Source organism: Enterobacter sp. KB-221C9 (genome assembly GCF_041320715.1).
Classification (GTDB): Bacteria; Pseudomonadota; Gammaproteobacteria; order Enterobacterales; family Enterobacteriaceae; genus Enterobacter; species Enterobacter asburiae_D.
Genome location: NZ_JBGIWG010000001.1, coordinates 280,022 through 301,234 on the forward strand (window position 1 = coordinate 280,022; position 21,213 = coordinate 301,234).

Genomic DNA, 21,213 nt, shown 5'->3' on the forward strand with positions numbered 1-21,213 from the left:
TGCCGTTTTTAATGTTTGCTCCCTCTCCCTGTGGGAGAGGGCCGGGGTGAGGGCATCAGGCCGCAGCGTCCCAGTCACATGGTCAGCGGATTACACTCTTCTCGTCTTAACATCTGACACAAGGCAATCAGCGGTAACCCCACCAGCGTGTTGGGATCGCGACCGTCCAGCTTGTCGAACAGCGCAATTCCCAGTCCTTCACTTTTAAAGCTTCCTGCGCAGTTCAGCGGACGTTCCCGACGCACATAGTCCATGATCTCTTGCTCGCTGAGATGGCGAAAATGCACATCGAAAGGCTCGCACTCCGTTTGCAGATGACCGGTGGCGGAGTTATAGAGCGCTAGGCCGGTATAAAAGGTCACGATAGTGCCTCGCGCACGCAGAAGCTGCTGGCAGGCGTTCTCCTCCGAATGGGGCTTGCCGGTGATTTCGCCGTCCAGCACGCAAACCTGGTCGGAGCCTATAATCAAATGTGCGGGGTAACGTGCGGCCAGCGACTGCGCTTTCTCTTTCGCGAGACGCGTCACCAGATGACGCGGTGACTCGCCCGGCTGTGGCGTCTCATCAACCTCTGGTGCGGCGCATTCAAACGGGATCCCGAGCTTTTCCAGCAGCGTTCGGCGGTAGGGAGAAGTTGAGGCAAGGACGAGATTTGGCATATTTTTATCACCAGATATAGCGTATCGATGCCAGCCATTTTAAACTACAGGCCGCAATGTGTGCGAATAATTGGCAAAAGGCAGCTCTGGTTGCCTTTTTCTTTGACTCTATGACGTTACAAAGTTAATATGCGCGCCCTATGCAAAAGGTAAAATTACCCCTGACTCTTGATCCGGTTCGTACGGCTCAAAAACGCCTCGATTATGAAGGTATCTATACTTCCGATCAGGCTGAGCGTATTGCCGAATCCGTAGTCAGTGTGGACAGTGATGTAGAATGCTCCATGTCGTTCGCTATCGACAACCAGCGTCTCGCCGTTTTAACCGGTGATGCAAAGGTGACGGTAACGCTCGAGTGTCAGCGTTGCGGGAAACCGTTTGTACAGCATGTTCACACAACGTATTGTTTCAGTCCCGTTCGTTCTGACGAACAGGCTGAAGCACTCCCGGAAGCGTATGAGCCGATTGAGGTTAACGAATTCGGTGAAATCGATCTTCTGGCTCTGGTTGAAGATGAAATCATCCTCACCTTGCCAGTGGTTCCGGTGCATGATTCTGAACACTGTGAAGTGTCCGAGGCGGACATGGTCTTTGGGGAACTGCCTGATGAAGCGCAAAAACCAAACCCATTTGCCGTATTAGCCAGCTTAAAGCGTAAGTAATTGAGGAGTAAGGTCCATGGCCGTACAACAGAATAAACCAACCCGTTCCAAACGTGGCATGCGTCGTTCCCATGACGCGCTGACCGCAGTTACCAGCCTGTCTGTAGACAAGACTTCTGGTGAGAAACACCTGCGTCACCACATCACCGCTGACGGTTTCTACCGCGGCCGCAAGGTTATCACTAAGTAATCACGCGTAAGCGTGATTAGGCTTAGTGAGGATTTCCCCGTGCAAACGGGGAATTTACCGAACCAGGCTGCGACGATACCTTGACACGTCTAACCCTGGCGTTAGATGTCATGGGGGGAGATTTTGGCCCTTCCGTGACAGTGCCTGCAGCATTGCAGGCACTGAATTCTAATTCGCAACTCACACTTCTTTTAGTCGGCAATCCCGACGCAATCACGCCATTACTCGCAAAAGCTGACTTTGAACAACGTTCGCGTCTGCAGATTATTCCTGCGCAGTCAGTTATTGCCAGTGATGCCCGACCCTCGCAGGCTATTCGCAATAGTCGTGGCAGCTCTATGCGGATAGCGCTGGAGCTGGTGAAAGAAGGGCGAGCCCAGGCTTGCGTTAGCGCGGGGAATACCGGCGCGCTGATGGGGCTGTCTAAATTACTGCTCAAACCTATTGAAGGTATTGAGCGTCCGGCGCTGGTGACGGTGTTACCGCATCAGCAGAAGGGCAAAACGGTGGTGCTCGATTTGGGCGCTAACGTCGACTGTGATAGTACTATGCTGGCTCAGTTTGCCGTGATGGGATCGGTGCTGGCAGAAGAAGTCGTCGGGATCAACACTCCCCGTGTTGCGTTACTGAACATTGGTGAAGAAGAGACCAAAGGCCTGGACAGCATTCGCGAAGCGGCTGAATTGCTCAAACAGGTTCCCTCCATCAACTATATTGGTTATCTCGAAGCCAATGAGTTGTTGACGGGTAAAACGGATGTTCTGGTGTGCGATGGCTTCACCGGAAACGTCACGTTGAAGACCATGGAAGGGGTCGTGCGCATGTTCCTTTCTCTGCTGAAATCTCAGGGGGAAGGCAAAAAAAGCGCCTGGTGGCTGATTTTATTGAAGCGTTGGTTACAAAAGAGCCTGACGCGGCGATTCAGTCACCTCAACCCCGACCAGTATAATGGCGCCTGTCTGTTAGGATTGCGCGGCATCGTGATTAAGAGTCATGGCGCCGCCAATCAGCGAGCATTTGCTGTCGCGATTGAACAGGCAGTGCAGGCGGTGCAGCGACAAGTCCCTCAGCGGATTGCCGCTCGCCTGGAATCTGTATTAGCTAAAAGTGACTGAGCGTACATGTATACGAAGATTTTAGGTACCGGCAGCTACCTGCCAAAACAAGTGCGTACCAACGCCGATCTGGAAAAAATGGTAGATACGTCTGACGAGTGGATTGTCACGCGCACAGGTATCCGTGAACGTCGTATTGCCGCGCCAGACGAAACCGTCTCTACCATGGGTTACGAAGCCGCACAGCGTGCTATCGAAATGGCGGGCATTGATAAAGAACAGATTGGTTTGATCGTGGTCGCCACGACGTCTGCTACGCATGCTTTCCCAAGTGCGGCGTGCCAGGTGCAGAACATGCTCGGCATTAAAGGCTGCCCGGCGTTTGACGTCGCTGCCGCGTGCGCAGGCTTCACCTATGCGCTGAGCGTCGCCGATCAGTACGTGAAATCCGGTGCCGTTAAATATGCGCTGGTGATCGGTGCTGACGTGCTGGCGCGCACCTGCGATCCAACCGATCGCGGAACGATCATTATTTTTGGTGATGGTGCGGGCGCGGTGCTGCTGGGGCAGTCCGAAGAGCCGGGTATCATCTCGACGCATCTGCATGCTGATGGCAGCTACGGCGAACTGTTGACCCTGCCTAACGCCGATCGCGTTAATCCGGACAACTCGATTTTCCTGACTATGGCTGGGAACGAGGTGTTCAAGGTGGCGGTGACCGAGCTTGCGCACATCGTTGATGAAACGCTGGAAGCGAATAACCTTGAGCGCTCCGCGCTCGACTGGCTGGTGCCGCATCAGGCTAACCTGCGTATCATCAGCGCGACCGCGAAAAAGCTCGGCATGTCGATGGATAACGTTGTGGTGACGCTGGATCGTCACGGCAACACCTCTGCGGCGTCGGTACCGTGCGCATTTGATGAAGCGGTACGCGACGGGCGAATCAAACGGGGCCAGCTGGTCTTGCTTGAAGCCTTCGGTGGCGGGTTCACCTGGGGTTCCGCGCTGGTTCGTTTCTAGTATAAGGAATTAAAAATGACGCAATTTGCTTTTGTGTTCCCGGGCCAGGGCTCTCAAACCGTTGGGATGTTGTCTGAAATGGCAGCACACTATCCGGTAATTGAAGAGACTTTCCGTGAAGCTTCTGATGCACTGGGTTATGATTTATGGGCGCTGACCCAGCAGGGGCCGGCCGAAGAACTGAACAAAACCTGGCAGACCCAGCCAGCGTTGCTGACCGCGTCCGTTGCGCTGTGGCGTGTCTGGCAGCAGCAGGGCGGTAAAGCGCCAGCGCTGCTCGCGGGTCACAGCCTGGGTGAATACTCTGCGCTGGTGTGTGCCGGCGTGATCGCGTTTGCTGACGCGGTACGTCTGGTTGAACTGCGCGGCAAATTCATGCAGGAAGCGGTGCCGGAAGGCACGGGCGGCATGTCTGCCATCATCGGTCTGGATGATGCTGCAATTGCAAAAGCGTGTGAAGAATCCGCTGAAGGCCAGGTTGTCTCTCCGGTAAACTTCAACTCGCCGGGCCAGGTGGTTATCGCTGGCCATAAAGAAGCGGTTGAACGTGCCGGCGCGGCCTGTAAAGCTGCGGGTGCTAAACGTGCGCTGCCGCTGCCTGTTAGCGTGCCGTCTCACTGTGCGCTGATGAAGCCTGCTGCCGAGAAACTGGCGGTTGAGCTGGAAAAAATTGCGTTTAACGCACCGACGATTTCCGTTGTGAACAACGTCGATGTGAAATGCGAAACCACGCCGGAAGCTATCCGTGACGCGCTGGTTCGCCAGCTCTACAGCCCGGTACAGTGGACCAAAACCGTTGAGTTTATGGCCTCTCAGGGCGTTGAGCATCTGTATGAAGTCGGCCCAGGTAAAGTCCTCACCGGTCTGACGAAACGTATTGTTGACACCCTGACAGCCTCGGCGATTAACGAGCCGGAAGCAATGTCAGCGGCACTCTCGCAATAAAAGAGGAATACCATGAGTTTTGAAGGAAAAATCGCCCTGGTCACTGGCGCAAGCCGCGGTATCGGGCGTGCAATTGCTGAAACACTGGTTGCGCGCGGCGCGAAGGTGATTGGTACAGCAACCAGCGAGAATGGCGCTCAGGCCATCAGCGAGTATCTGGGTGCAAACGGTAAAGGTCTGGTGCTGAATGTGACTGAACCTGCATCTATCGAATCTGTTCTGGAAAATATTCGCGCAGAGTTTGGCGAAGTGGATATTCTGGTAAACAATGCCGGGATCACTCGCGATAACCTGTTAATGCGAATGAAAGACGACGAGTGGAACGATATCATCGAAACCAACCTGTCATCTGTATTCCGTCTGTCAAAAGCGGTAATGCGCGCTATGATGAAAAAGCGTCATGGTCGTATTATCACTGTCGGTTCTGTGGTTGGTACCATGGGAAATGCTGGTCAGGCTAACTACGCTGCGGCGAAAGCAGGCCTGATTGGTTTCAGTAAGTCGCTGGCGCGTGAAGTTGCGTCCCGCGGTATTACGGTAAACGTTGTTGCTCCGGGCTTTATTGAAACGGACATGACGCGTGCGCTGACTGATGAGCAGCGTGCGGGTACGCTGGCGGCAGTTCCGGCGGGTCGTCTTGGCGACCCTAAAGAAATCGCCAGTGCGGTTGCATTTTTAGCCTCTGACGAAGCGGGTTACATCACTGGTGAGACCCTCCACGTCAACGGCGGGATGTATATGGTTTAACCACGATGAAAAATATTTGCGTTATTAGGGCGAATGGCCTCAAAATAACGTAAAATCGTGGTACGAACTGCCGGGATTTAGTTGCAAATTTTTCAACATTTTATACACTACGAAAACCATCGCGAAAGCGAGTTTTGATAGGAAATTTAAGAGTATGAGCACTATCGAAGAACGCGTTAAGAAAATTATCGGCGAACAGCTGGGCGTTAAGCAGGAAGAAGTTGTGAACTCCGCTTCCTTCGTTGAAGACCTGGGCGCAGATTCTCTTGACACCGTTGAGCTGGTAATGGCTCTGGAAGAAGAGTTTGATACTGAGATTCCGGACGAAGAAGCTGAGAAGATCACCACCGTTCAGGCTGCCATTGATTACATCAACGGTCACCAGGCGTAAGTGAACATCTCCAGGCGGTCATTCGACCGCCTGAGTTTTATCTTTTTTAGTCCCACGAATCTCTTTTTTTATCCCTCCCTGGAGGACAAACGTGTCTAAGCGTCGTGTAGTTGTGACCGGACTTGGCATGTTGTCTCCTGTCGGCAATACCGTAGAGTCCACCTGGAAAGCTCTCCTTGCCGGTCAGAGCGGCATCAGCCTAATCGACCATTTCGATACTAGCGCCTATGCAACGAAATTTGCTGGCTTAGTAAAGGATTTTAACTGTGAAGAGATCATCTCGCGCAAAGAACAGCGCAAGATGGATGCCTTCATTCAATATGGAATTGTCGCTGGCGTTCAGGCCATGCAGGATTCTGGCCTTGTGATTACGGAAGAGAACGCAACCCGTATCGGCGCCGCTATCGGCTCCGGGATTGGCGGTCTTGGCCTGATCGAGGAAAACCATACATCTCTGATGAATGGCGGCCCGCGTAAGATCAGCCCGTTCTTCGTTCCGTCCACGATTGTTAACATGGTGGCGGGTCACCTGACCATCATGTTCGGCCTGCGTGGGCCAAGCATTTCTATCGCGACCGCCTGTACGTCTGGCGTACATAACATCGGCCAGGCCGCGCGCATTATCGCGTACGGCGATGCAGATGCTATGGTTGCGGGCGGTGCTGAAAAAGCCAGTACCCCACTGGGTGTCGGCGGTTTTGGTGCGGCGCGTGCGCTGTCTACCCGTAATGATAACCCGCAGGCGGCGAGCCGTCCGTGGGATAAAGACCGTGACGGCTTTGTGCTGGGCGACGGGGCGGGCATGATCGTACTGGAAGAGTACGAACACGCGAAAAAACGCGGTGCGAAAATTTATGCTGAAATCGTTGGTTTCGGCATGAGCAGCGATGCTTACCACATGACGTCTCCTCCTGAGAACGGTGCAGGTGCTGCACTGGCGATGGAAAACGCGATTCGTGATGCGGGTATTACCCCAGCACAAATCGGCTACGTGAATGCGCACGGCACCTCTACGCCTGCAGGCGATAAAGCTGAAGCTCAGGCGGTTAAGTCTATCTTCGGCGAATCTGCCAGCCGCGTAATGGTGAGCTCCACGAAATCCATGACCGGTCACCTGTTGGGTGCGGCGGGTGCAGTAGAGTCAATCTACTCCATCCTTGCGCTGCGCGATCAGGCTGTTCCGCCAACCATCAACCTGGATAACCCGGATGAAGGTTGCGATCTGGACTTCGTTCCTCACGAAGCGCGTCAGGTTAGCGGTATGGAGTACACCCTGTGTAACTCCTTCGGTTTCGGCGGCACCAACGGCTCTCTGATCTTCAAAAAGATCTGATCCTGTCGTCCCGATAGCATTTAAAAAGGTCCGCTTGTCGGGCCTTTTTTATTAAGCCTAATCTTCTTGTCGGCTGCATGACATCCTGCCAGACTAAACGCCCACGCATAAGGAGCCACCATGTTTTTAATCAATGGCCTTGAGCAGGACACGCTGCCTGCCAGCGACAGGGCGATACAGTTCGGTGATGGTTGCTTTACGACGGCGCGCATTCTTGATGGCGATGTCTGCCTGCTGGAGGCGCATATTCAACGCTTGCAGCATGGCTGTGAAAAGTTAATGATCCCCTTTACGCACTGGGACACACTGCGCCAGGAAATGTGCCAGCTCGCGTCGGGGAAGCACAGCGGCGTACTCAAGGTCATCATCAGCCGCGGTAGCGGTGGCCGGGGTTACAGCGCCGCATCGTGTATCAACCCAACGCGTATTCTCTCCGTTTCTGCTTATCCCGCGCATTACTCTCGCTGGCGAGAAGACGGCGTCACGCTGACGCTGAGCCCGGTACGGCTGGGACGAAACCCGATGCTGGCCGGGCTTAAGCATCTCAATCGCCTGGAGCAGGTGCTCATTCGTACTCATCTTGAACAGACGGACGCCGATGAGGCGCTGGTTCTTGACAGCGAAGGGTTCATTACGGAATGCTGTGCGGCTAATTTACTCTGGCGGCAGGGGGAAGATGTGTTCAGCCCGTCGCTGGAGCACGCTGGCGTAAATGGGTTAATGCGTCAGTTTTGTCTGCAACAGCTGGCACGCTCTGGCTTTCGCGTTGTCGAAGTTAGCGCAGGAGAAGCCGCGCTACACACCGCAGATGAAGTCATCATCTGCAATGCGCTGATGCCTGTTGTACCCGTCCGTGCGTATGGCCAACAACGCTGGTCTTCGCGCGAGCTGTTTCAGTTTTTAGCCCCGATATGTGAGCAAACCAGATAGTCATGAAAAAAATGTTGCGCTTTGTCCTTATCCTCATCGTTGCGCTGGGCGTCGCTGGCGGAGCTGGCGTATGGAAAGTTCGCCAGCTGGCGGACAGCAAAATCCTGGTTAAAGACGAAACGATCTTTACCCTGAAAGCGGGAACCGGCCGTCAGGCGCTGGGGGAACAGCTCTATGGCGACAAGATTATCAATCGTCCACGGGTCTTCCAGTGGTTATTGCGCGTGGAGCCTGAGCTGTCGCATTTTAAAGCCGGTACCTATCGCTTTACGCCGGGAATGACCGTCAGAGAGATGCTGCAGCTGCTGGAAAGCGGCAAAGAAGCCCAGTTTCCCCTGCGGTTTGTGGAAGGAATGCGCCTGAGCGATTACCTCAAACAGCTGCGTGACGCGCCGTATATCAAACATACGTTAAAAGACGATAGCTATCAGACGGTGGCTGACGCGCTGAAGTTTGAACACCCGGAATGGGTGGAAGGTTGGTTCTGGCCAGATACCTGGATGTACACGGCAGGCACGACCGATGTTGCCATCCTGAAGCGGGCGCACAAAAAAATGGTCGCCGCCGTGGATGCCGCCTGGGAAGGGCGAATGGATGGTTTACCCTATAAAGATCAAAATCAGTTTGTCACCATGGCCTCGATTATCGAGAAAGAGACGGCCGTTGCCGCCGAGCGCGATCGGGTGGCGTCAGTCTTTATCAACCGTCTGCGCATCGGCATGCGTCTGCAAACCGACCCTACCGTTATCTACGGCATGGGCGAGAGCTATACCGGCAAGATCTCAAGAAAAGATCTGGAGACGCCAACGGCGTATAATACCTACGTGATTAGCGGTTTGCCGCCGGGCCCGATCGCCACGCCGAGCGAAGCGTCGCTCAAAGCCGCCGCGCATCCGGCTAAAACACCGTATCTCTATTTTGTGGCTGATGGAAAAGGGGGGCATACCTTTAACACCAACCTTGCCAGCCACAATCGCTCTGTTCAGGACTATCTGAAGGCACTTAAGGAAAAAAATGCGCAGTAAATACATTGTCATTGAGGGACTCGAAGGGGCGGGTAAAACCACCGCCCGCAACGTGGTGGTGGATACGCTCAAAGCGCTTGGCGTGGCGGACATAGTATTTACCCGCGAGCCGGGCGGAACGCAGCTGGCCGAAAAGCTGCGCAGCCTGGTACTGGATATCAAATCCGTCGGCGACGAAGTTATCACTGACAAAGCCGAAGTGCTGATGTTCTACGCGGCGCGCGTTCAGCTGGTTGAGACGGTTATTAAACCCGCCCTGGCCGACGGCAAGTGGGTGATTGGCGATCGTCACGATCTGTCGACTCAGGCGTATCAGGGCGGAGGACGCGGTATCGACCAGACAATGCTGGCCACGCTGCGTAATGCCGTATTGGGTGATTTTCGCCCCGACCTGACGCTCTATCTGGATGTCACCCCGGAAGTGGGCCTCAAGCGTGCCCGCGCGCGCGGCGAGCTGGACCGCATTGAACAAGAGTCGTTTGATTTCTTTAACCGTACCCGTGCGCGCTATCTTGAACTGGCCGCACAGGACAGCTCAATTTGTACCATTGATGCGACGCAGTCCCTGGACGACGTCACGCGTGATATTCAGCATACCATTACGCAGTGGGTGCAGGAGCAGCAGGCATGAAATGGTATCCATGGTTGCGCCCACACTTTGAACAGCTGATCGGCAGCTATCAGGCGGGGCGGGGGCATCATGCGTTACTGATTCAGGCATTGCCGGGGATGGGTGATGATGCGCTGATTTATGCCATCACCCGTTTTCTGATGTGTCAGCAGCCGGAAGGGCACAAGAGCTGTGGCAAATGCCGTGGCTGTCAGCTGATGCAGGCGGGCACGCATCCTGACTACTACACGCTTGAGCCTGAGAAGGGCAAAAGCGCGCTCGGTATTGATGCCGTGCGTGAAGTCGGTGAAAAATTGTATGAACACGCTCGGCTGGGCGGCGCTAAAGTGGTCTGGCTTAAAGACGCCACGCTGCTCACCGAGGCGGCCGCTAACGCTCTGCTCAAAACCCTGGAAGAGCCGCCGGTAAAAACGTGGTTTTTCCTCTCATGCCGTGACCCGGGACGATTGCTGGCCACGTTGCGCAGCCGCTGTCGTCTCCATCACCTGGCGGTGCCCCAGGAATCGTGGGCGCTGAGCTGGCTGGAGCGTGAGGTGACAACGTCACCTGAGAGCGCGCTGACCGCCTTGCGTCTGAGCAGCGGTGCGCCTGCTGCGGCGCTGGCATTACTGCAGCCTGACGTCTGGTCAGAGCGAGAAACGCTCTGCCGGGCCGTCGACGCTTCACTGAACAGTCACGACTGGCTAAGTTTACTGCCTGCACTTAACAGCGATCGGGCCGTTGAGCGTTTGCACTGGCTGGCCTCCTTGCTGCTGGATGCGCTCAAAATCCAGCAAGGGACAACGCTTCTGACCAACCCGGATGCGTGGCCGCTGGTGAATACGCTGGCGAACCGTCTCTCAGGGAAGATTCTTCACGCGATGCTCCATGAAATTTGCCAGAGTCGTGAACAGCTTTTAACCGTGACCGGTCTTAATCGCGAGCTTTTACTGACCGACCAGTTACTGCGTATCGAACATTACCTGCAACCCGGCGTCATACCGCCAGTTTCCCATCTCTGAGAGAGACATTATGTTTTTAGTCGACTCACACTGCCATCTTGATGGCCTGGATTATCAATCCCTGCATAAAAACGTGGACGACGTGCTGGCAAAAGCCGCCGCCCGCGATGTGAAATTCTGTCTTGCGGTGGCAACCACGCTGCCGGGCTACCGCTCCATGCGTGAGCTGGTGGGCGTTCGCGATAACGTGGTGTTCTCCTGCGGCGTGCATCCGTTGAATCAGGACGAGGCGTACGACGTTGAGGAGCTGCGCCGACTGGCAGCAGAAGAGGGCGTGGTGGCGATGGGCGAGACCGGGCTGGACTACTTTTACACGCCGGAAACCAAACCGCGTCAGCAGGAGTCCTTCCGTAACCATATTCGCATTGGCCGGGAGCTGAACAAGCCGGTTATCGTCCACACCCGCGATGCGCGTGCGGATACGCTGGCGATCCTCCGGGAAGAAAACGTGACGGATTGCGGTGGCGTACTACACTGTTTCACAGAAGACAGAGAAACGGCGGGTAAGCTGCTTGATTTAGGGTTTTATATCTCGTTTTCGGGGATCGTGACGTTCCGTAATGCTGAGCAGCTGCGTGATGCTGCACGCTATGTTCCGCTCGATCGCATTCTGGTGGAAACAGACTCGCCGTATCTGGCACCGGTACCGCATCGCGGTAAAGAGAACCAGCCCGCTATGACGAGAGATGTGGCTGAGTACATGGCCGTACTGAAGGGCGTCAGCATTGATGAGCTGGCCCGTGTGACGACGGAAAACTTCTCCACGCTGTTCCATATCGACCCCGCCCGCCTGCAATCTGTCTGATGCACCTGTTTTTTTTAGGCTCGTAATTAATAAGTAAAGCGAGTAAAGTTCACCGCCTCATTTGGGGCGGTGAGGGTGTTTTTAGACACATCCGGACATGCTTTTTGTAAATAACTGAAAGTTTTTCGACCGCCTTAAGCTGAAACGTGATAGCCGTCAAACAAACTCAGAGGGAATTATTTTACTCTGTGTAATAAATAAAGGGCGCTTAGATGTCCTGTCCACGGCACGGTACTCCCCCCGGGCCAATGCGTGAAAGCGTAAAAAAAGCACAAATACTCAGGAGCACTCTCAATTATGTTTAAGAATGCATTTGCTAACCTGCAAAAGGTCGGTAAATCGCTGATGCTGCCAGTATCCGTACTGCCTATCGCAGGTATCCTGCTGGGTGTCGGTTCTGCTAACTTCAGCTGGCTGCCAGCCGTAGTGTCCCACGTGATGGCCGAAGCAGGCGGTTCTGTCTTTGCTAACATGCCTCTGATCTTCGCGATCGGTGTGGCTCTGGGCTTCACCAATAACGACGGCGTTTCTGCGCTGGCTGCAGTGGTTGCCTACGGCATCATGGTGAAAACCATGGCTGTGGTTGCGCCGCTGGTTCTGCATTTACCGGCAGAAGAGATCGCCGCGAAACACCTGGCAGACACCGGTGTTCTGGGCGGTATCATCTCCGGTGCGATTGCAGCGTATATGTTTAACCGCTTCTATCGCATCAAGCTGCCTGAGTATCTGGGCTTCTTCGCGGGCAAGCGTTTCGTTCCGATCATCTCTGGTCTGGCAGCGATTTTCACTGGCGTGATCCTGTCCTTCATCTGGCCGCCAATCGGCTCCGCTATCCAGACCTTCTCTCAGTGGGCTGCTTACCAGAACCCGGTTGTGGCGTTTGGTATCTACGGCTTCATCGAGCGTTGCCTGGTGCCATTTGGTCTGCACCACATCTGGAACGTTCCATTCCAGATGCAGATTGGTGAATTCACCAACGCAGCAGGCCAGGTATTCCACGGCGATATCCCACGTTACATGGCGGGCGACCCAACTGCAGGTAAACTGTCAGGTGGCTTCCTGTTCAAAATGTACGGTCTGCCAGCAGCTGCGATTGCTATCTGGCACTCTGCTAAGCCAGAGAACCGTGCAAAAGTGGGCGGTATCATGATCTCCGCAGCGTTGACCTCGTTCCTGACCGGTATCACCGAGCCGATCGAGTTCTCCTTCATGTTCGTTGCGCCGATCCTGTACGTTATCCACGCGATTCTGGCGGGCCTGGCGTTCCCAATCTGTATTCTGCTGGGTATGCGTGACGGTACGTCCTTCTCTCACGGCCTGATCGACTTCATCGTTCTGTCCGGTAACAGCAGCAAACTGTGGCTGTTCCCAATCGTGGGTGCGTGCTATGCGGTTGCGTACTACACCATCTTCCGCGTGCTGATTAAGGCACTGGACCTGAAAACCCCAGGCCGTGAAGATGCGACAGAAGACAGCAAAGCAGGCGCTACCAGCGAAATGGCTCCGGCACTGGTCGCAGCGTTCGGTGGTAAAGAGAACATCACTAACCTGGACGCGTGCATCACTCGTCTGCGTGTGAGCGTTGCCGACGTCGCGAAAGTAGACCAGCCGGGTCTGAAAAAACTGGGCGCAGCGGGCGTAGTTGTTGCAGGTTCTGGTGTACAGGCAATCTTCGGTACCAAATCCGATAACCTGAAAACCGAAATGGATGAGTACATCCGCAGCAACTAAGTTGTGACCTGGGGAGACTAAGGCAGCCGAATGGCTGCCTTTTTTATTACTGCGGTTTGTGGTGCCGGGTGGCGGCTGCGCCTTACCCGGCCTGTGTGATGGGTAGGCCCGGCAAGCGTAGCGCCACCGGGCTTCTGTCACTCAGAAGTCGTAGCTCGCGCTCACCGAGACGTTCAGCGGCGCGCCATAAACCACATAAGAGCCGACGTAATCGTAATACTCTTTGTCGAACAGGTTGTTGACGTTCGCCTGAACGGCAAAATCTGTGGTGACCTGATAGCGGCTAAAGAGGTTAACCAGCCCGTAGCTGCCTTGCTCCGCACGGTTGCGGCCAGCCGGAGCGCCATCCACATCCGTCCACACTTTATTTTGCCAGTTTATGCCCCCGCCAACGGTCAGGGCTGGCAGCATAGGCAGTTGATAACGGGTGAACAGTTTCATGGTCGTGCGCGGCTGATCGGCGCTGACGGCGTTGCCATTCTTATCTTCAGCAATGTAGCGTGTCGCGCCGAAGGTCAATTGCCAGTTATCGGTCAGCGCTCCGTTCAGCTCGAACTCAATCCCTTTGCTCACTACGCCGTCCAGCGACTGATAGATCGACTCACCGCTCGGCATGTAGGTATACGTGTTGCTTGCGACGTTATCCTGCTCAATGCGGAAAATCGCCAGCGAGGTGGTAAGACGGGTATTGAACCAGTCTGCCTTCACACCGGCTTCGTAGCTTTTGCCCGTGGTTGGGTCGAGATAGCGTCCGCTGGCGTTACGCTTGTCCTGCGGCTGGAAGATGGTGGTATAGCTGACGTAGGTCGACCAGTCTTCATTGATGTCGTAGACCAGGCCCGCGTAGGGCGTAACGTCATCTTTAGTGCTTTCCAGACGGGTGTCCGGGGAGCCCGCCGGGTTATAGCGAATGTTATAGTTGGTATAACGCGCGCCGAGGATCAGATGCAGCGGGTCAGCCAGCGAGAAGCGGGCGGAGGTATACGCTGAGGACTGGCGGATGTCATCCTTGCTGTAGAGCTTCCACGGCGTCCACTGCGGATCGGCAATGTTACCGTTCCAGTTCTTAAAGTTACCCACATCAACCATGCCGTAAACCGCGTCAGGCATTGAGTTGTCGTAATGGTTACGCTGGCGGCTGAAGCTGCCGCCGAACATCATTTCGTGCTGACGGCCAAAGAGTTCGAAATCGCCGCGCAGGAACGCATCTACGGCATCCTGTTTACGTTCCCCACGGTTCCAGCCGCCGTAGCCCACCATGCCCGTGCCGGTCTCTTTATCCGGATAACCGGACATATACATCAGCTTAGAGTCGAAGTTGGTTTCAGCATGCATGCCGTTAATGTGCGCTTCCCAGCCGTTGTCGAAACGCTGTGTCAGGTTAGCGAAGATGCGGGTGCTGTCCTTGTCCGAGTAGGCCCAGTCAGGCGCGACGGTCTGGCTACGATTGTAATTGGTTTTACTCCCGTCGCTGTACCAGGTCGGCAGTCCGCCCCAGGTCGGGTCGTCGGTATTACTTTCCTGATACTCATACCCCACAGAGAGGGTAGTCCTGTCGGTGACATCCGCGTCCATCACGCCGTAGAGGAATTTCTTCCGGTAGTGATAGTTATCCACGAAGCTGTCGTTATCCTGATAACCCGTAATCAGGCGGCCCCGCACCTTACCGGACTCCACCAGCGGCGCCTGCAAATCCAGCACGTAGCGCTGCTTGTCCCAGCTGCCGTAGCTGGCCGAAACATTCCCTTTGAATTCATTACTGTCCGCATGCTTACGTACCATATTGACGTACGCCGCCGGGTTGCCCGTGCCGGACATCAGGCCGGTTGCGCCGCGCACCACTTCGATACGGTCGTAGATCGCGGTATCGGCGGCGGTATCGCCAAAGTTCCACACCTCGCTGATGGAGGTCGGCAGGTCGTCATAGGCGTAGTTACTAACGAAAAATCCGCGCGAGTAAAATACGGTACGGTCGCTGTCCTGCACCTGCGCCGTTACGCCCGTGGTGTTAGTTAACACCTGGCCGATGGACTGCAGGTTTTGATCGGCCATGCGCTGCTGGCTGATCACGCTGACGGACTGCGGGATATCGCGGGGAACCAGCAACAGTTTGGTGCCGGTGGTGGTGGTTTTTACGCTGTAATCCTGAGCCTGGTTTGTGGAAGGATCCTGTGTTTTGTCAAAACCTTCGTCTACGATGACGGTATCTTCGGCTGTTGATGCAGCGAAAGCGGCGGCTGGCGTCAATGCCATAGCAATGCAGACTGCCAGCAACGAAGGCGTTGCGACAGGCTGATGTTGCCCATCCCTGGTGTGATTAATGAAAGACATTATCAAACCCTTATAACGGTGAAGAGGGTATGCGTCAGTCCCGCAGAAACGGGCTGGCGTCGTTTTCTATGTTGAAAATGCGCATGAAAATGCAAATGCGAAATATACGCATTGCTATTAATCCTGTAAACAGATGTGTCGGACGGAACTGAAATAATGTTTCAGCCCGTTGAGGCATACGAGCGGTCACTCTTCACCCAGCTGATGAACATTCAGGAAAGAAATCGAGGGAGGAGGTTGAAAGGACAGGAGAAACTCGCTCATACTCTTGAATTGTGTCACACACCGATCCCGGCAGTGTGTTTACAGCGGACGCATTGCGCCAGATTAAACAAAAAAGGAAAAGGTCATGGCTGAAGAAACGATTTTCAGTAAAATTATCCGTCGCGAAATTCCGTCAGATATCGTCTATCAGGATGAACTGGTGACGGCTTTCCGGGACATTTCCCCTCAGGCCCCGACGCACATCCTTATCATTCCCAATATTCTGATTCCGACTGTAAACGACGTAAAAACCGAGCATGAAGTGGCGTTAGGTCGTATGCTGACGGTGGCCGCGAAAATCGCTGAACAGGAAGGGATTGCAGAAGACGGTTACCGTCTGATCATGAACTGCAACCGTCATGGTGGCCAGGAAGTTTATCATATTCACATGCATCTGCTGGGTGGACGTCCTCTGGGGCCGATGCTGGCACATAAAGGTCTCTGACATGCTTAAAGGGCGTATTGCAGCGCTGGTAATGACGATGATGATTGTGGGGTGCAGCTCGCGTCCGGCGATCCCCGTGAATGATGAACAGACGCTGGTCATGGAATCCTCCGTGCTTGCCGCGGGCATCACGGCGCAACAGCCCGCGTTGACCATCAGTGAAATCAACTCATCTGCCTCCTCTACGCTCTTTAATGAAAGACATGAACCAGTGACGGTCCACTACCGTTTTTTCTGGTATGACGTAAGAGGTCTTGAAATGCATCCGCTGGAGGCGCCGCGCAGCGTCACCATTCCGGCCAGGTCGTCGGTAACGCTCTATGGCAGCGCCAACTATCTGGGTGCGCATAAGGTGAGACTTTATCTTTATCTCTGAGGGGTGAACCTTGATTAAAAATTTGAGCCGCTATGCGCTCGTGACAGCTTTCGCTCTGTTCCTGGCAGGGTGTGTGACCCGAACTGAACAGCCTGCGCCTGTGGAAGAGGCTAAACCGGGTACTGAACAGCCGACACCGCCAACGCAGCAGCAGCCAACCGTGCCGTCTGTACCGTCTATTCCGGCCCAGCCAGGCCCGATTGAGCATCCGGACCAGACTTCACAGCCCACGCCGCGCGTGCGCCATTACGACTGGAACGGGGCAATGCAGCCGATGGTCGGTAAAATGCTGCAGGCGCAGGGCGTGACGGCGGGCAGCGTGTTGCTGGTCGACAGCGTGAACAACCGTACCAACGGTTCGCTGAACGCGGGTGAAGCGACGGAAACCCTGCGCAATGCCCTGGCAAACAACGGCAAGTTTACGCTGGTTTCGGCTCAACAGCTCGCGGTAGCCAAACAGCAGCTGGGCCTGTCGCCGCAGGATAGCCTCGGCTCACGTAGCAAGGCGATCGGTATTGCCCGAAACGTTGGCGCACAGTATGTGCTGTACTCTAACGCCACCGGTAACGTGAATACCCCAGCCCTGCAGATGCAGCTGATGCTGGTTCAAACAGGCGAAATTATCTGGTCAGGTAAAGGTGCGGTTACGCAACAATGACGGCACGCGTGAAGAAATTCTGACGCGCTATTTTCCTCAGTATCGCCTTATCGCGCCGCAGGCCCATTCCGGGCTTGGCGGCGCGAGTTGCATTATAGAGCAGGGCGAACACCGTCTGGTCTTGCGGCAGAATCACGATCCCTACGCGCCTGCTTTCCATTTCCGTCGTCAGTTTCGTGCCCTGAGACGTCTTCCGTCAGATCTCGTGCCTGAACCCCGTTTTTTCAGACAGGGCTGGATGGGCGTCGACTATCTGGACGGTGAAGTTAAAAGCGCGCTGCCGGACACCCCAGAGCTTGCGGCAATACTGTATCATCTGCACCGGCAGCCACGTCTGGGATGGCGAATTACGTTATTCCCGCTGCTTGAGCACTACTGGCAGCAAGCCCTGCCTGGCAGGCGTACCCCAATGTGGCTGGCACATCTTAAGCGGCTGCGTAAAACGGGCGAGCCGCAGCCGATTCGGCTCGCGCCGTTGCATATGGACGTTCATGCCGGGAATATTGTTCATACGCCAGCGGACATCAGGCTTATCGACTGGGAGTATGCCGGAGATGGCGATGTGGCGCTGGAGCTGGCGGCAGTCTGGACGGAGAGTGAAGCCGCGCGGCAGATGCTCATCAGGGACTACGCTCAGGTGGCACATATTGACCCCGACGCGCTTAGGCGTCAGGTCAGGCGCTGGCGACCCTGGGTCGTCATGTTAATGGCCGGCTGGTTTGAAATGCGCTATCGGCAGTCCAGAGACAAACAATTTATTGCGCTGGCAGACGATGCCTGGCGTCAGTTACAAACTAAAGGATAAGAGAGGTGGATGTGGGTCCAGTCATGTTGGATGTAGAAGGGTTTGAGCTGGATGCGGAGGAGCGTGAAATTCTGGCGCATCCGCTGGTGGGCGGCCTGATCCTGTTTACCCGCAACTATCACGATCCGGCGCAGCTGCGCGAGCTGGTGCGTCAGATCCGCGCCGCGTCGCGTAACCATCTGGTGGTGGCCGTCGATCAGGAAGGCGGACGCGTGCAGCGTTTTCGCGACGGTTTTACCCGCCTGCCCGCCGCCCAGTCTTTTGCCGCGCTGCTCGGCACGGAAGAGGGTGGAAAACTGGCGCAGGAGGCCGGCTGGCTGATGGCCAGCGAAATGATTGCCATGGATATCGACATTAGCTTTGCCCCGGTGCTGGATGTAGGGCATATCAGCGCTGCCATTGGCGAACGCTCATACCATGAAGATCCGCGTATTGCACTGGCAGTGGCGACCCGATTCATCGACGGCATGCACGATGCCGGGATGAAAACCACCGGGAAACACTTCCCGGGTCACGGGGCGGTGACGGCGGATTCCCACAAAGAGACCCCGCGCGATCCGCGCCCGGAAGCGGAAATACGCGCCAAAGATATGTCGGTTTTCCAGTCGCTTATCACCGATAACAAGCTGGATGCCATTATGCCCGCGCACGTTATTTACAGCGACGTTGACCCGCGTCCTGCCAGCGGTTCTCCGCACTGGCTGAAAACCGTTCTGCGTCAGGAGCTGGGTTTTAACGGCGTGATTTTCTCTGACGATTTATCGATGGAAGGGGCCGCGATCATGGGCAGCTACGCTGAACGCGGTCAGGCATCGCTGGATGCAGGTTGCGATATGATCCTGGTCTGCAATAATCGTAAAGGTGCCGTTAGCGTGCTGGATAACCTGTCGCCGATCAATGCAGAGCGTGTTACACAATTGTATCATAAAGGTTCATTTAGCCGTCAGGAGCTGATGGATTCGGCGCGCTGGAAGACGGTCAACGCCCGGCTTGAAGACCTGAATGAGCGCTGGCAGGCACATAAAGCCAGCCTGTAAACCCTCCCGGAAGGCGTAGCGTGGTGAGAAGACGATGATCATCTATTTACACGGTTTTGACTCAAACAGTCCTGGTAATCATGAGAAGGTGCTGCAGCTGCAGTTTATCGATCCGGATGTACGGTTGATCAGCTACAGCACGTGCCATCCGAAGCATGATATGCAGCATCTGCTCAAAGAGGTGGACAAGATGTTGCAGCTCAACGTCGACGATCGCCCGCTGATCTGCGGCGTGGGGCTGGGTGGCTACTGGGCGGAGCGCATTGGCTTCCTGTGCGACATCCGTCAGGTGGTGTTCAATCCTAACCTGTTCCCGAACGAGAACATGGAAGGCAAAATTGACCGCCCGGAAGAGTATGTCGATATTGCGACCAAGTGCGTCAGCAATTTTCGTGAGAAAAACCGCGACCGCTGCCTGGTGATCCTTTCACGTAATGATGAAGCGCTTAACAGCCATCGGGCAGCAGAACTGCTGCATCATTACTATGAGATCGTCTGGGACGAAGAACAGACCCACAAGTTCAAGAACATCTCCCCGCATCTGCAGCGCATCAAAGCGTTTAAAACGCTGGGTTAACCCCTTACCCGCAGGCATCAAAGCCCGGCCGCGAAAGCGTACCGGGCTTTCTTTTCGACCAGAATTGTCTACTTTTAAGCCATCAAAACTTGATGCATATCAATTTTGGTATGACCAATGCGCCTGACGTGTTATTCTCAATGCACCTGAATGGTTTCAGTGCTGTAACCTGTTGTTAATTAAGGGTTATTTTTATAACTTTTAATTAACAATTGGTTAATAATTTGAGGGGGTCACGTTGACTACGCCATTGAAAAAGATAGTGATTGTAGGCGGTGGTGCTGGCGGGCTGGAGCTGGCTACACAGCTGGGCAAGAAGCTGGGTCGCGGTAAAAAAGCCAAAATTACGCTGGTGGATCGTAACCACAGCCACCTGTGGAAACCTCTGCTGCACGAAGTGGCGACCGGCTCTCTGGATGAGGGCGTGGATGCGCTCAGCTATCTGGCGCACGCGCGTAACCATCATTTCCAGTTCCAGCTGGGCTCGGTGGTGGACATCAACCGTGAAAGCAAAACCATCACCCTTGCAGAGCTGCGCGATGAAAAAGGGGAGCTGCTGGTTCCCGAGCGTAAACTGGCGTACGACACGCTGGTCATGGCGCTGGGCAGTACCTCCAACGATTTCAACACGCCGGGCGTGAAAGAGCACTGTATCTTCCTCGATAACCCGCACCAGGCGCGTCGTTTCCATCAGGAAATGCTGAACCTGTTCCTGAAGTACACCAGCAATATGGGTGCGAACGGTAAGGTGAATATCGCCATTGTTGGCGGCGGTGCGACCGGCGTTGAGCTGTCTGCGGAGCTGCACAATGCGGTGAAACAGCTGCACAGCTACGGTTACAAAGGGTTAACTAACGAAGCGCTGAACGTCACGCTGGTTGAAGCCGGTGAACGCATCCTGCCCGCGCTGCCTCCGCGTATTTCCGGTGCGGCGCACAATGAGCTCACCAAGCTGGGCGTGCGGGTGCTGACGCAAACCATGGTGACCAGCGCCGACGAAGGCGGTCTGCACACCAAAGACGGCGAGTATATCAAAGCGGATCTGATGGTCTGGGCGGCAGGTATCAAAGCGCCTGACTTTATGAAAGAGATCGGCGGTCTGGAAACGAACCGCATTAACCAGCTGGTAACCGAGCCAACGCTGCAAACCACGCGTGACCCTGAAATCTTTGCTATCGGTGACTGTGCCTCCTGCGCGCGTCCTGAAGGCGGATTCGTGCCGCCGCGCGCGCAGGCCGCTCACCAGATGGCAAGCCTGGTGCTGCACAATATTCTGGCGCAGTACAAAGGCAAGCCAATGAAAGCCTATGTCTACAAAGACCACGGTTCACTGGTGTCGCTGTCAAACTTTTCTACCGTCGGCAGCCTGATGGGCAACCTGATGCGTGGCTCAATGATGGTAGAAGGGCGTATTGCCCGCTTCGTGTATATCTCCCTGTACCGTATGCACCAGATTGCGCTGCACGGCTACTTCAAAACCGGGCTGATGATGCTGGTGGGCAGAATCAACCGCGTGATCCGTCCGCGTCTGAAGCTGCACTAATCTTCCACTCCCTCCGGGCCCTCCGGAGGGAGTTTTTAGCATTTCATGCTGT

At 55.0% G+C, this 21,213-nt stretch carries 23 protein-coding genes; 21 read left to right on the forward strand and 2 right to left on the reverse strand.

The window, feature by feature from the left end; genetic code table 11:
* Window positions 1-74: 74 nt before the first annotated feature.
* A complete protein-coding gene (locus AB8846_RS01350) occupies window positions 75-659 on the reverse strand; it encodes a nucleoside triphosphate pyrophosphatase (RefSeq protein ID WP_370731833.1) in 585 nt (194 codons plus the stop codon).
* Window positions 660-799: 140 nt separating this feature from the next.
* Here AB8846_RS01350 and yceD point away from each other — a divergent pair, with 140 nt between their 5' ends.
* The 14 genes from yceD (at window position 800) to ptsG (ending at window position 13,125) form a co-directional block, all read left to right on the forward strand.
* Complete coding sequence (gene yceD / locus AB8846_RS01355; RefSeq protein WP_014883375.1) at window positions 800-1,321, forward strand: 23S rRNA accumulation protein YceD; 522 nt, start codon at window positions 800-802, stop codon at window positions 1,319-1,321.
* Between the two features lie 16 nt (window positions 1,322-1,337).
* A complete protein-coding gene (gene rpmF, locus AB8846_RS01360) occupies window positions 1,338-1,511 on the forward strand; it encodes a 50S ribosomal protein L32 (RefSeq protein WP_003857964.1) in 174 nt (57 codons plus the stop codon).
* A gap of 80 nt (window positions 1,512-1,591) precedes the next feature.
* Window positions 1,592-2,626 (forward strand): phosphate acyltransferase PlsX, encoded by a 1,035-nt coding sequence (gene plsX, locus AB8846_RS01365; RefSeq protein WP_060568787.1) that lies wholly within the window; start codon window positions 1,592-1,594, stop codon window positions 2,624-2,626.
* 6 nt (window positions 2,627-2,632) lie between these two features.
* A complete protein-coding gene (locus AB8846_RS01370; RefSeq protein ID WP_032658014.1) occupies window positions 2,633-3,586 on the forward strand; it encodes a beta-ketoacyl-ACP synthase III in 954 nt (317 codons plus the stop codon).
* A gap of 15 nt (window positions 3,587-3,601) precedes the next feature.
* Window positions 3,602-4,531 carry an ACP S-malonyltransferase gene (gene fabD / locus AB8846_RS01375; RefSeq protein WP_331412639.1) on the forward strand — a complete coding sequence of 310 codons (930 nt, stop codon included), beginning with the start codon at window positions 3,602-3,604 and terminating at the stop codon, window positions 4,529-4,531.
* 12 nt (window positions 4,532-4,543) lie between these two features.
* A complete protein-coding gene (gene fabG, locus AB8846_RS01380) occupies window positions 4,544-5,278 on the forward strand; it encodes a 3-oxoacyl-ACP reductase FabG (protein WP_008500795.1) in 735 nt (244 codons plus the stop codon).
* A 154-nt stretch (window positions 5,279-5,432) separates the two neighbouring features.
* A complete protein-coding gene (gene acpP / locus AB8846_RS01385; RefSeq protein WP_003857954.1) occupies window positions 5,433-5,669 on the forward strand; it encodes an acyl carrier protein in 237 nt (78 codons plus the stop codon).
* A 91-nt stretch (window positions 5,670-5,760) separates the two neighbouring features.
* The gene (gene fabF, locus AB8846_RS01390; protein ID WP_024909028.1) at window positions 5,761-7,002 is read left to right on the forward strand and encodes a beta-ketoacyl-ACP synthase II; all 1,242 of its coding nucleotides are present in this window, start codon (window positions 5,761-5,763) and stop codon (window positions 7,000-7,002) included.
* Window positions 7,003-7,122: 120 nt separating this feature from the next.
* Window positions 7,123-7,932, forward strand: coding sequence for an aminodeoxychorismate lyase (pabC, locus tag AB8846_RS01395; RefSeq protein ID WP_370731834.1), 810 nt, complete (start codon window positions 7,123-7,125; stop codon window positions 7,930-7,932).
* Window positions 7,933-7,934: 2 nt separating this feature from the next.
* Complete coding sequence (gene yceG, locus AB8846_RS01400) at window positions 7,935-8,957, forward strand: cell division protein YceG (RefSeq protein ID WP_063144629.1); 1,023 nt, start codon at window positions 7,935-7,937, stop codon at window positions 8,955-8,957.
* A complete protein-coding gene (gene tmk, locus AB8846_RS01405) occupies window positions 8,947-9,588 on the forward strand; it encodes a dTMP kinase (protein WP_370731835.1) in 642 nt (213 codons plus the stop codon). The genes yceG and tmk overlap by 11 nt, the downstream gene beginning before the upstream one ends.
* Window positions 9,585-10,589 carry a DNA polymerase III subunit delta' gene (gene holB / locus AB8846_RS01410; protein ID WP_370731836.1) on the forward strand — a complete coding sequence of 335 codons (1,005 nt, stop codon included), beginning with the start codon at window positions 9,585-9,587 and terminating at the stop codon, window positions 10,587-10,589. The genes tmk and holB overlap by 4 nt, the downstream gene beginning before the upstream one ends.
* Before the next feature lie 10 nt (window positions 10,590-10,599).
* Complete coding sequence (locus AB8846_RS01415) at window positions 10,600-11,394, forward strand: metal-dependent hydrolase (RefSeq protein ID WP_214578989.1); 795 nt, start codon at window positions 10,600-10,602, stop codon at window positions 11,392-11,394.
* A 297-nt stretch (window positions 11,395-11,691) separates the two neighbouring features.
* The gene (gene ptsG / locus AB8846_RS01420; protein ID WP_029739869.1) at window positions 11,692-13,125 is read left to right on the forward strand and encodes a PTS glucose transporter subunit IIBC; all 1,434 of its coding nucleotides are present in this window, start codon (window positions 11,692-11,694) and stop codon (window positions 13,123-13,125) included.
* Window positions 13,126-13,266: 141 nt separating this feature from the next.
* On the opposite strand, the gene fhuE is transcribed toward ptsG, so the two are convergent.
* The gene (gene fhuE / locus AB8846_RS01425; RefSeq protein ID WP_370731837.1) at window positions 13,267-15,456 is read right to left on the reverse strand and encodes a ferric-rhodotorulic acid/ferric-coprogen receptor FhuE; all 2,190 of its coding nucleotides are present in this window, start codon (window positions 15,454-15,456) and stop codon (window positions 13,267-13,269) included.
* Window positions 15,457-15,805: 349 nt separating this feature from the next.
* On the opposite strand from fhuE, the gene hinT reads away from it, so the two are divergent.
* The 7 genes from hinT (at window position 15,806) to AB8846_RS01460 (ending at window position 21,161) form a co-directional block, all read left to right on the forward strand.
* Window positions 15,806-16,165, forward strand: a complete 360-nt coding sequence (hinT, locus tag AB8846_RS01430; protein ID WP_006809243.1) for a purine nucleoside phosphoramidase — start codon at window positions 15,806-15,808, stop codon at window positions 16,163-16,165.
* Window position 16,166: 1 nt separating this feature from the next.
* Complete coding sequence (locus tag AB8846_RS01435; RefSeq protein ID WP_063144624.1) at window positions 16,167-16,541, forward strand: YcfL family protein; 375 nt, start codon at window positions 16,167-16,169, stop codon at window positions 16,539-16,541.
* Window positions 16,542-16,551: 10 nt separating this feature from the next.
* Window positions 16,552-17,199: a penicillin-binding protein activator LpoB gene (gene lpoB / locus AB8846_RS01440; RefSeq protein ID WP_331412627.1), complete on the forward strand. Its 648-nt coding sequence runs from the start codon at window positions 16,552-16,554 to the stop codon at window positions 17,197-17,199.
* Complete coding sequence (thiK, locus tag AB8846_RS01445; RefSeq protein ID WP_370731838.1) at window positions 17,180-18,004, forward strand: thiamine kinase; 825 nt, start codon at window positions 17,180-17,182, stop codon at window positions 18,002-18,004. Before lpoB ends, thiK begins: the two co-directional genes overlap by 20 nt.
* Before the next feature lie 11 nt (window positions 18,005-18,015).
* Window positions 18,016-19,041, forward strand: a complete 1,026-nt coding sequence (gene nagZ, locus AB8846_RS01450; RefSeq protein ID WP_202774434.1) for a beta-N-acetylhexosaminidase — start codon at window positions 18,016-18,018, stop codon at window positions 19,039-19,041.
* Between the two features lie 34 nt (window positions 19,042-19,075).
* Window positions 19,076-19,618, forward strand: coding sequence for an alpha/beta hydrolase YcfP (gene ycfP / locus AB8846_RS01455; protein ID WP_370731839.1), 543 nt, complete (start codon window positions 19,076-19,078; stop codon window positions 19,616-19,618).
* Between the two features lie 238 nt (window positions 19,619-19,856).
* Window positions 19,857-21,161: an NAD(P)/FAD-dependent oxidoreductase gene (locus AB8846_RS01460; protein ID WP_023335290.1), complete on the forward strand. Its 1,305-nt coding sequence runs from the start codon at window positions 19,857-19,859 to the stop codon at window positions 21,159-21,161.
* Window positions 21,162-21,213: the final 52 nt, after the last annotated feature.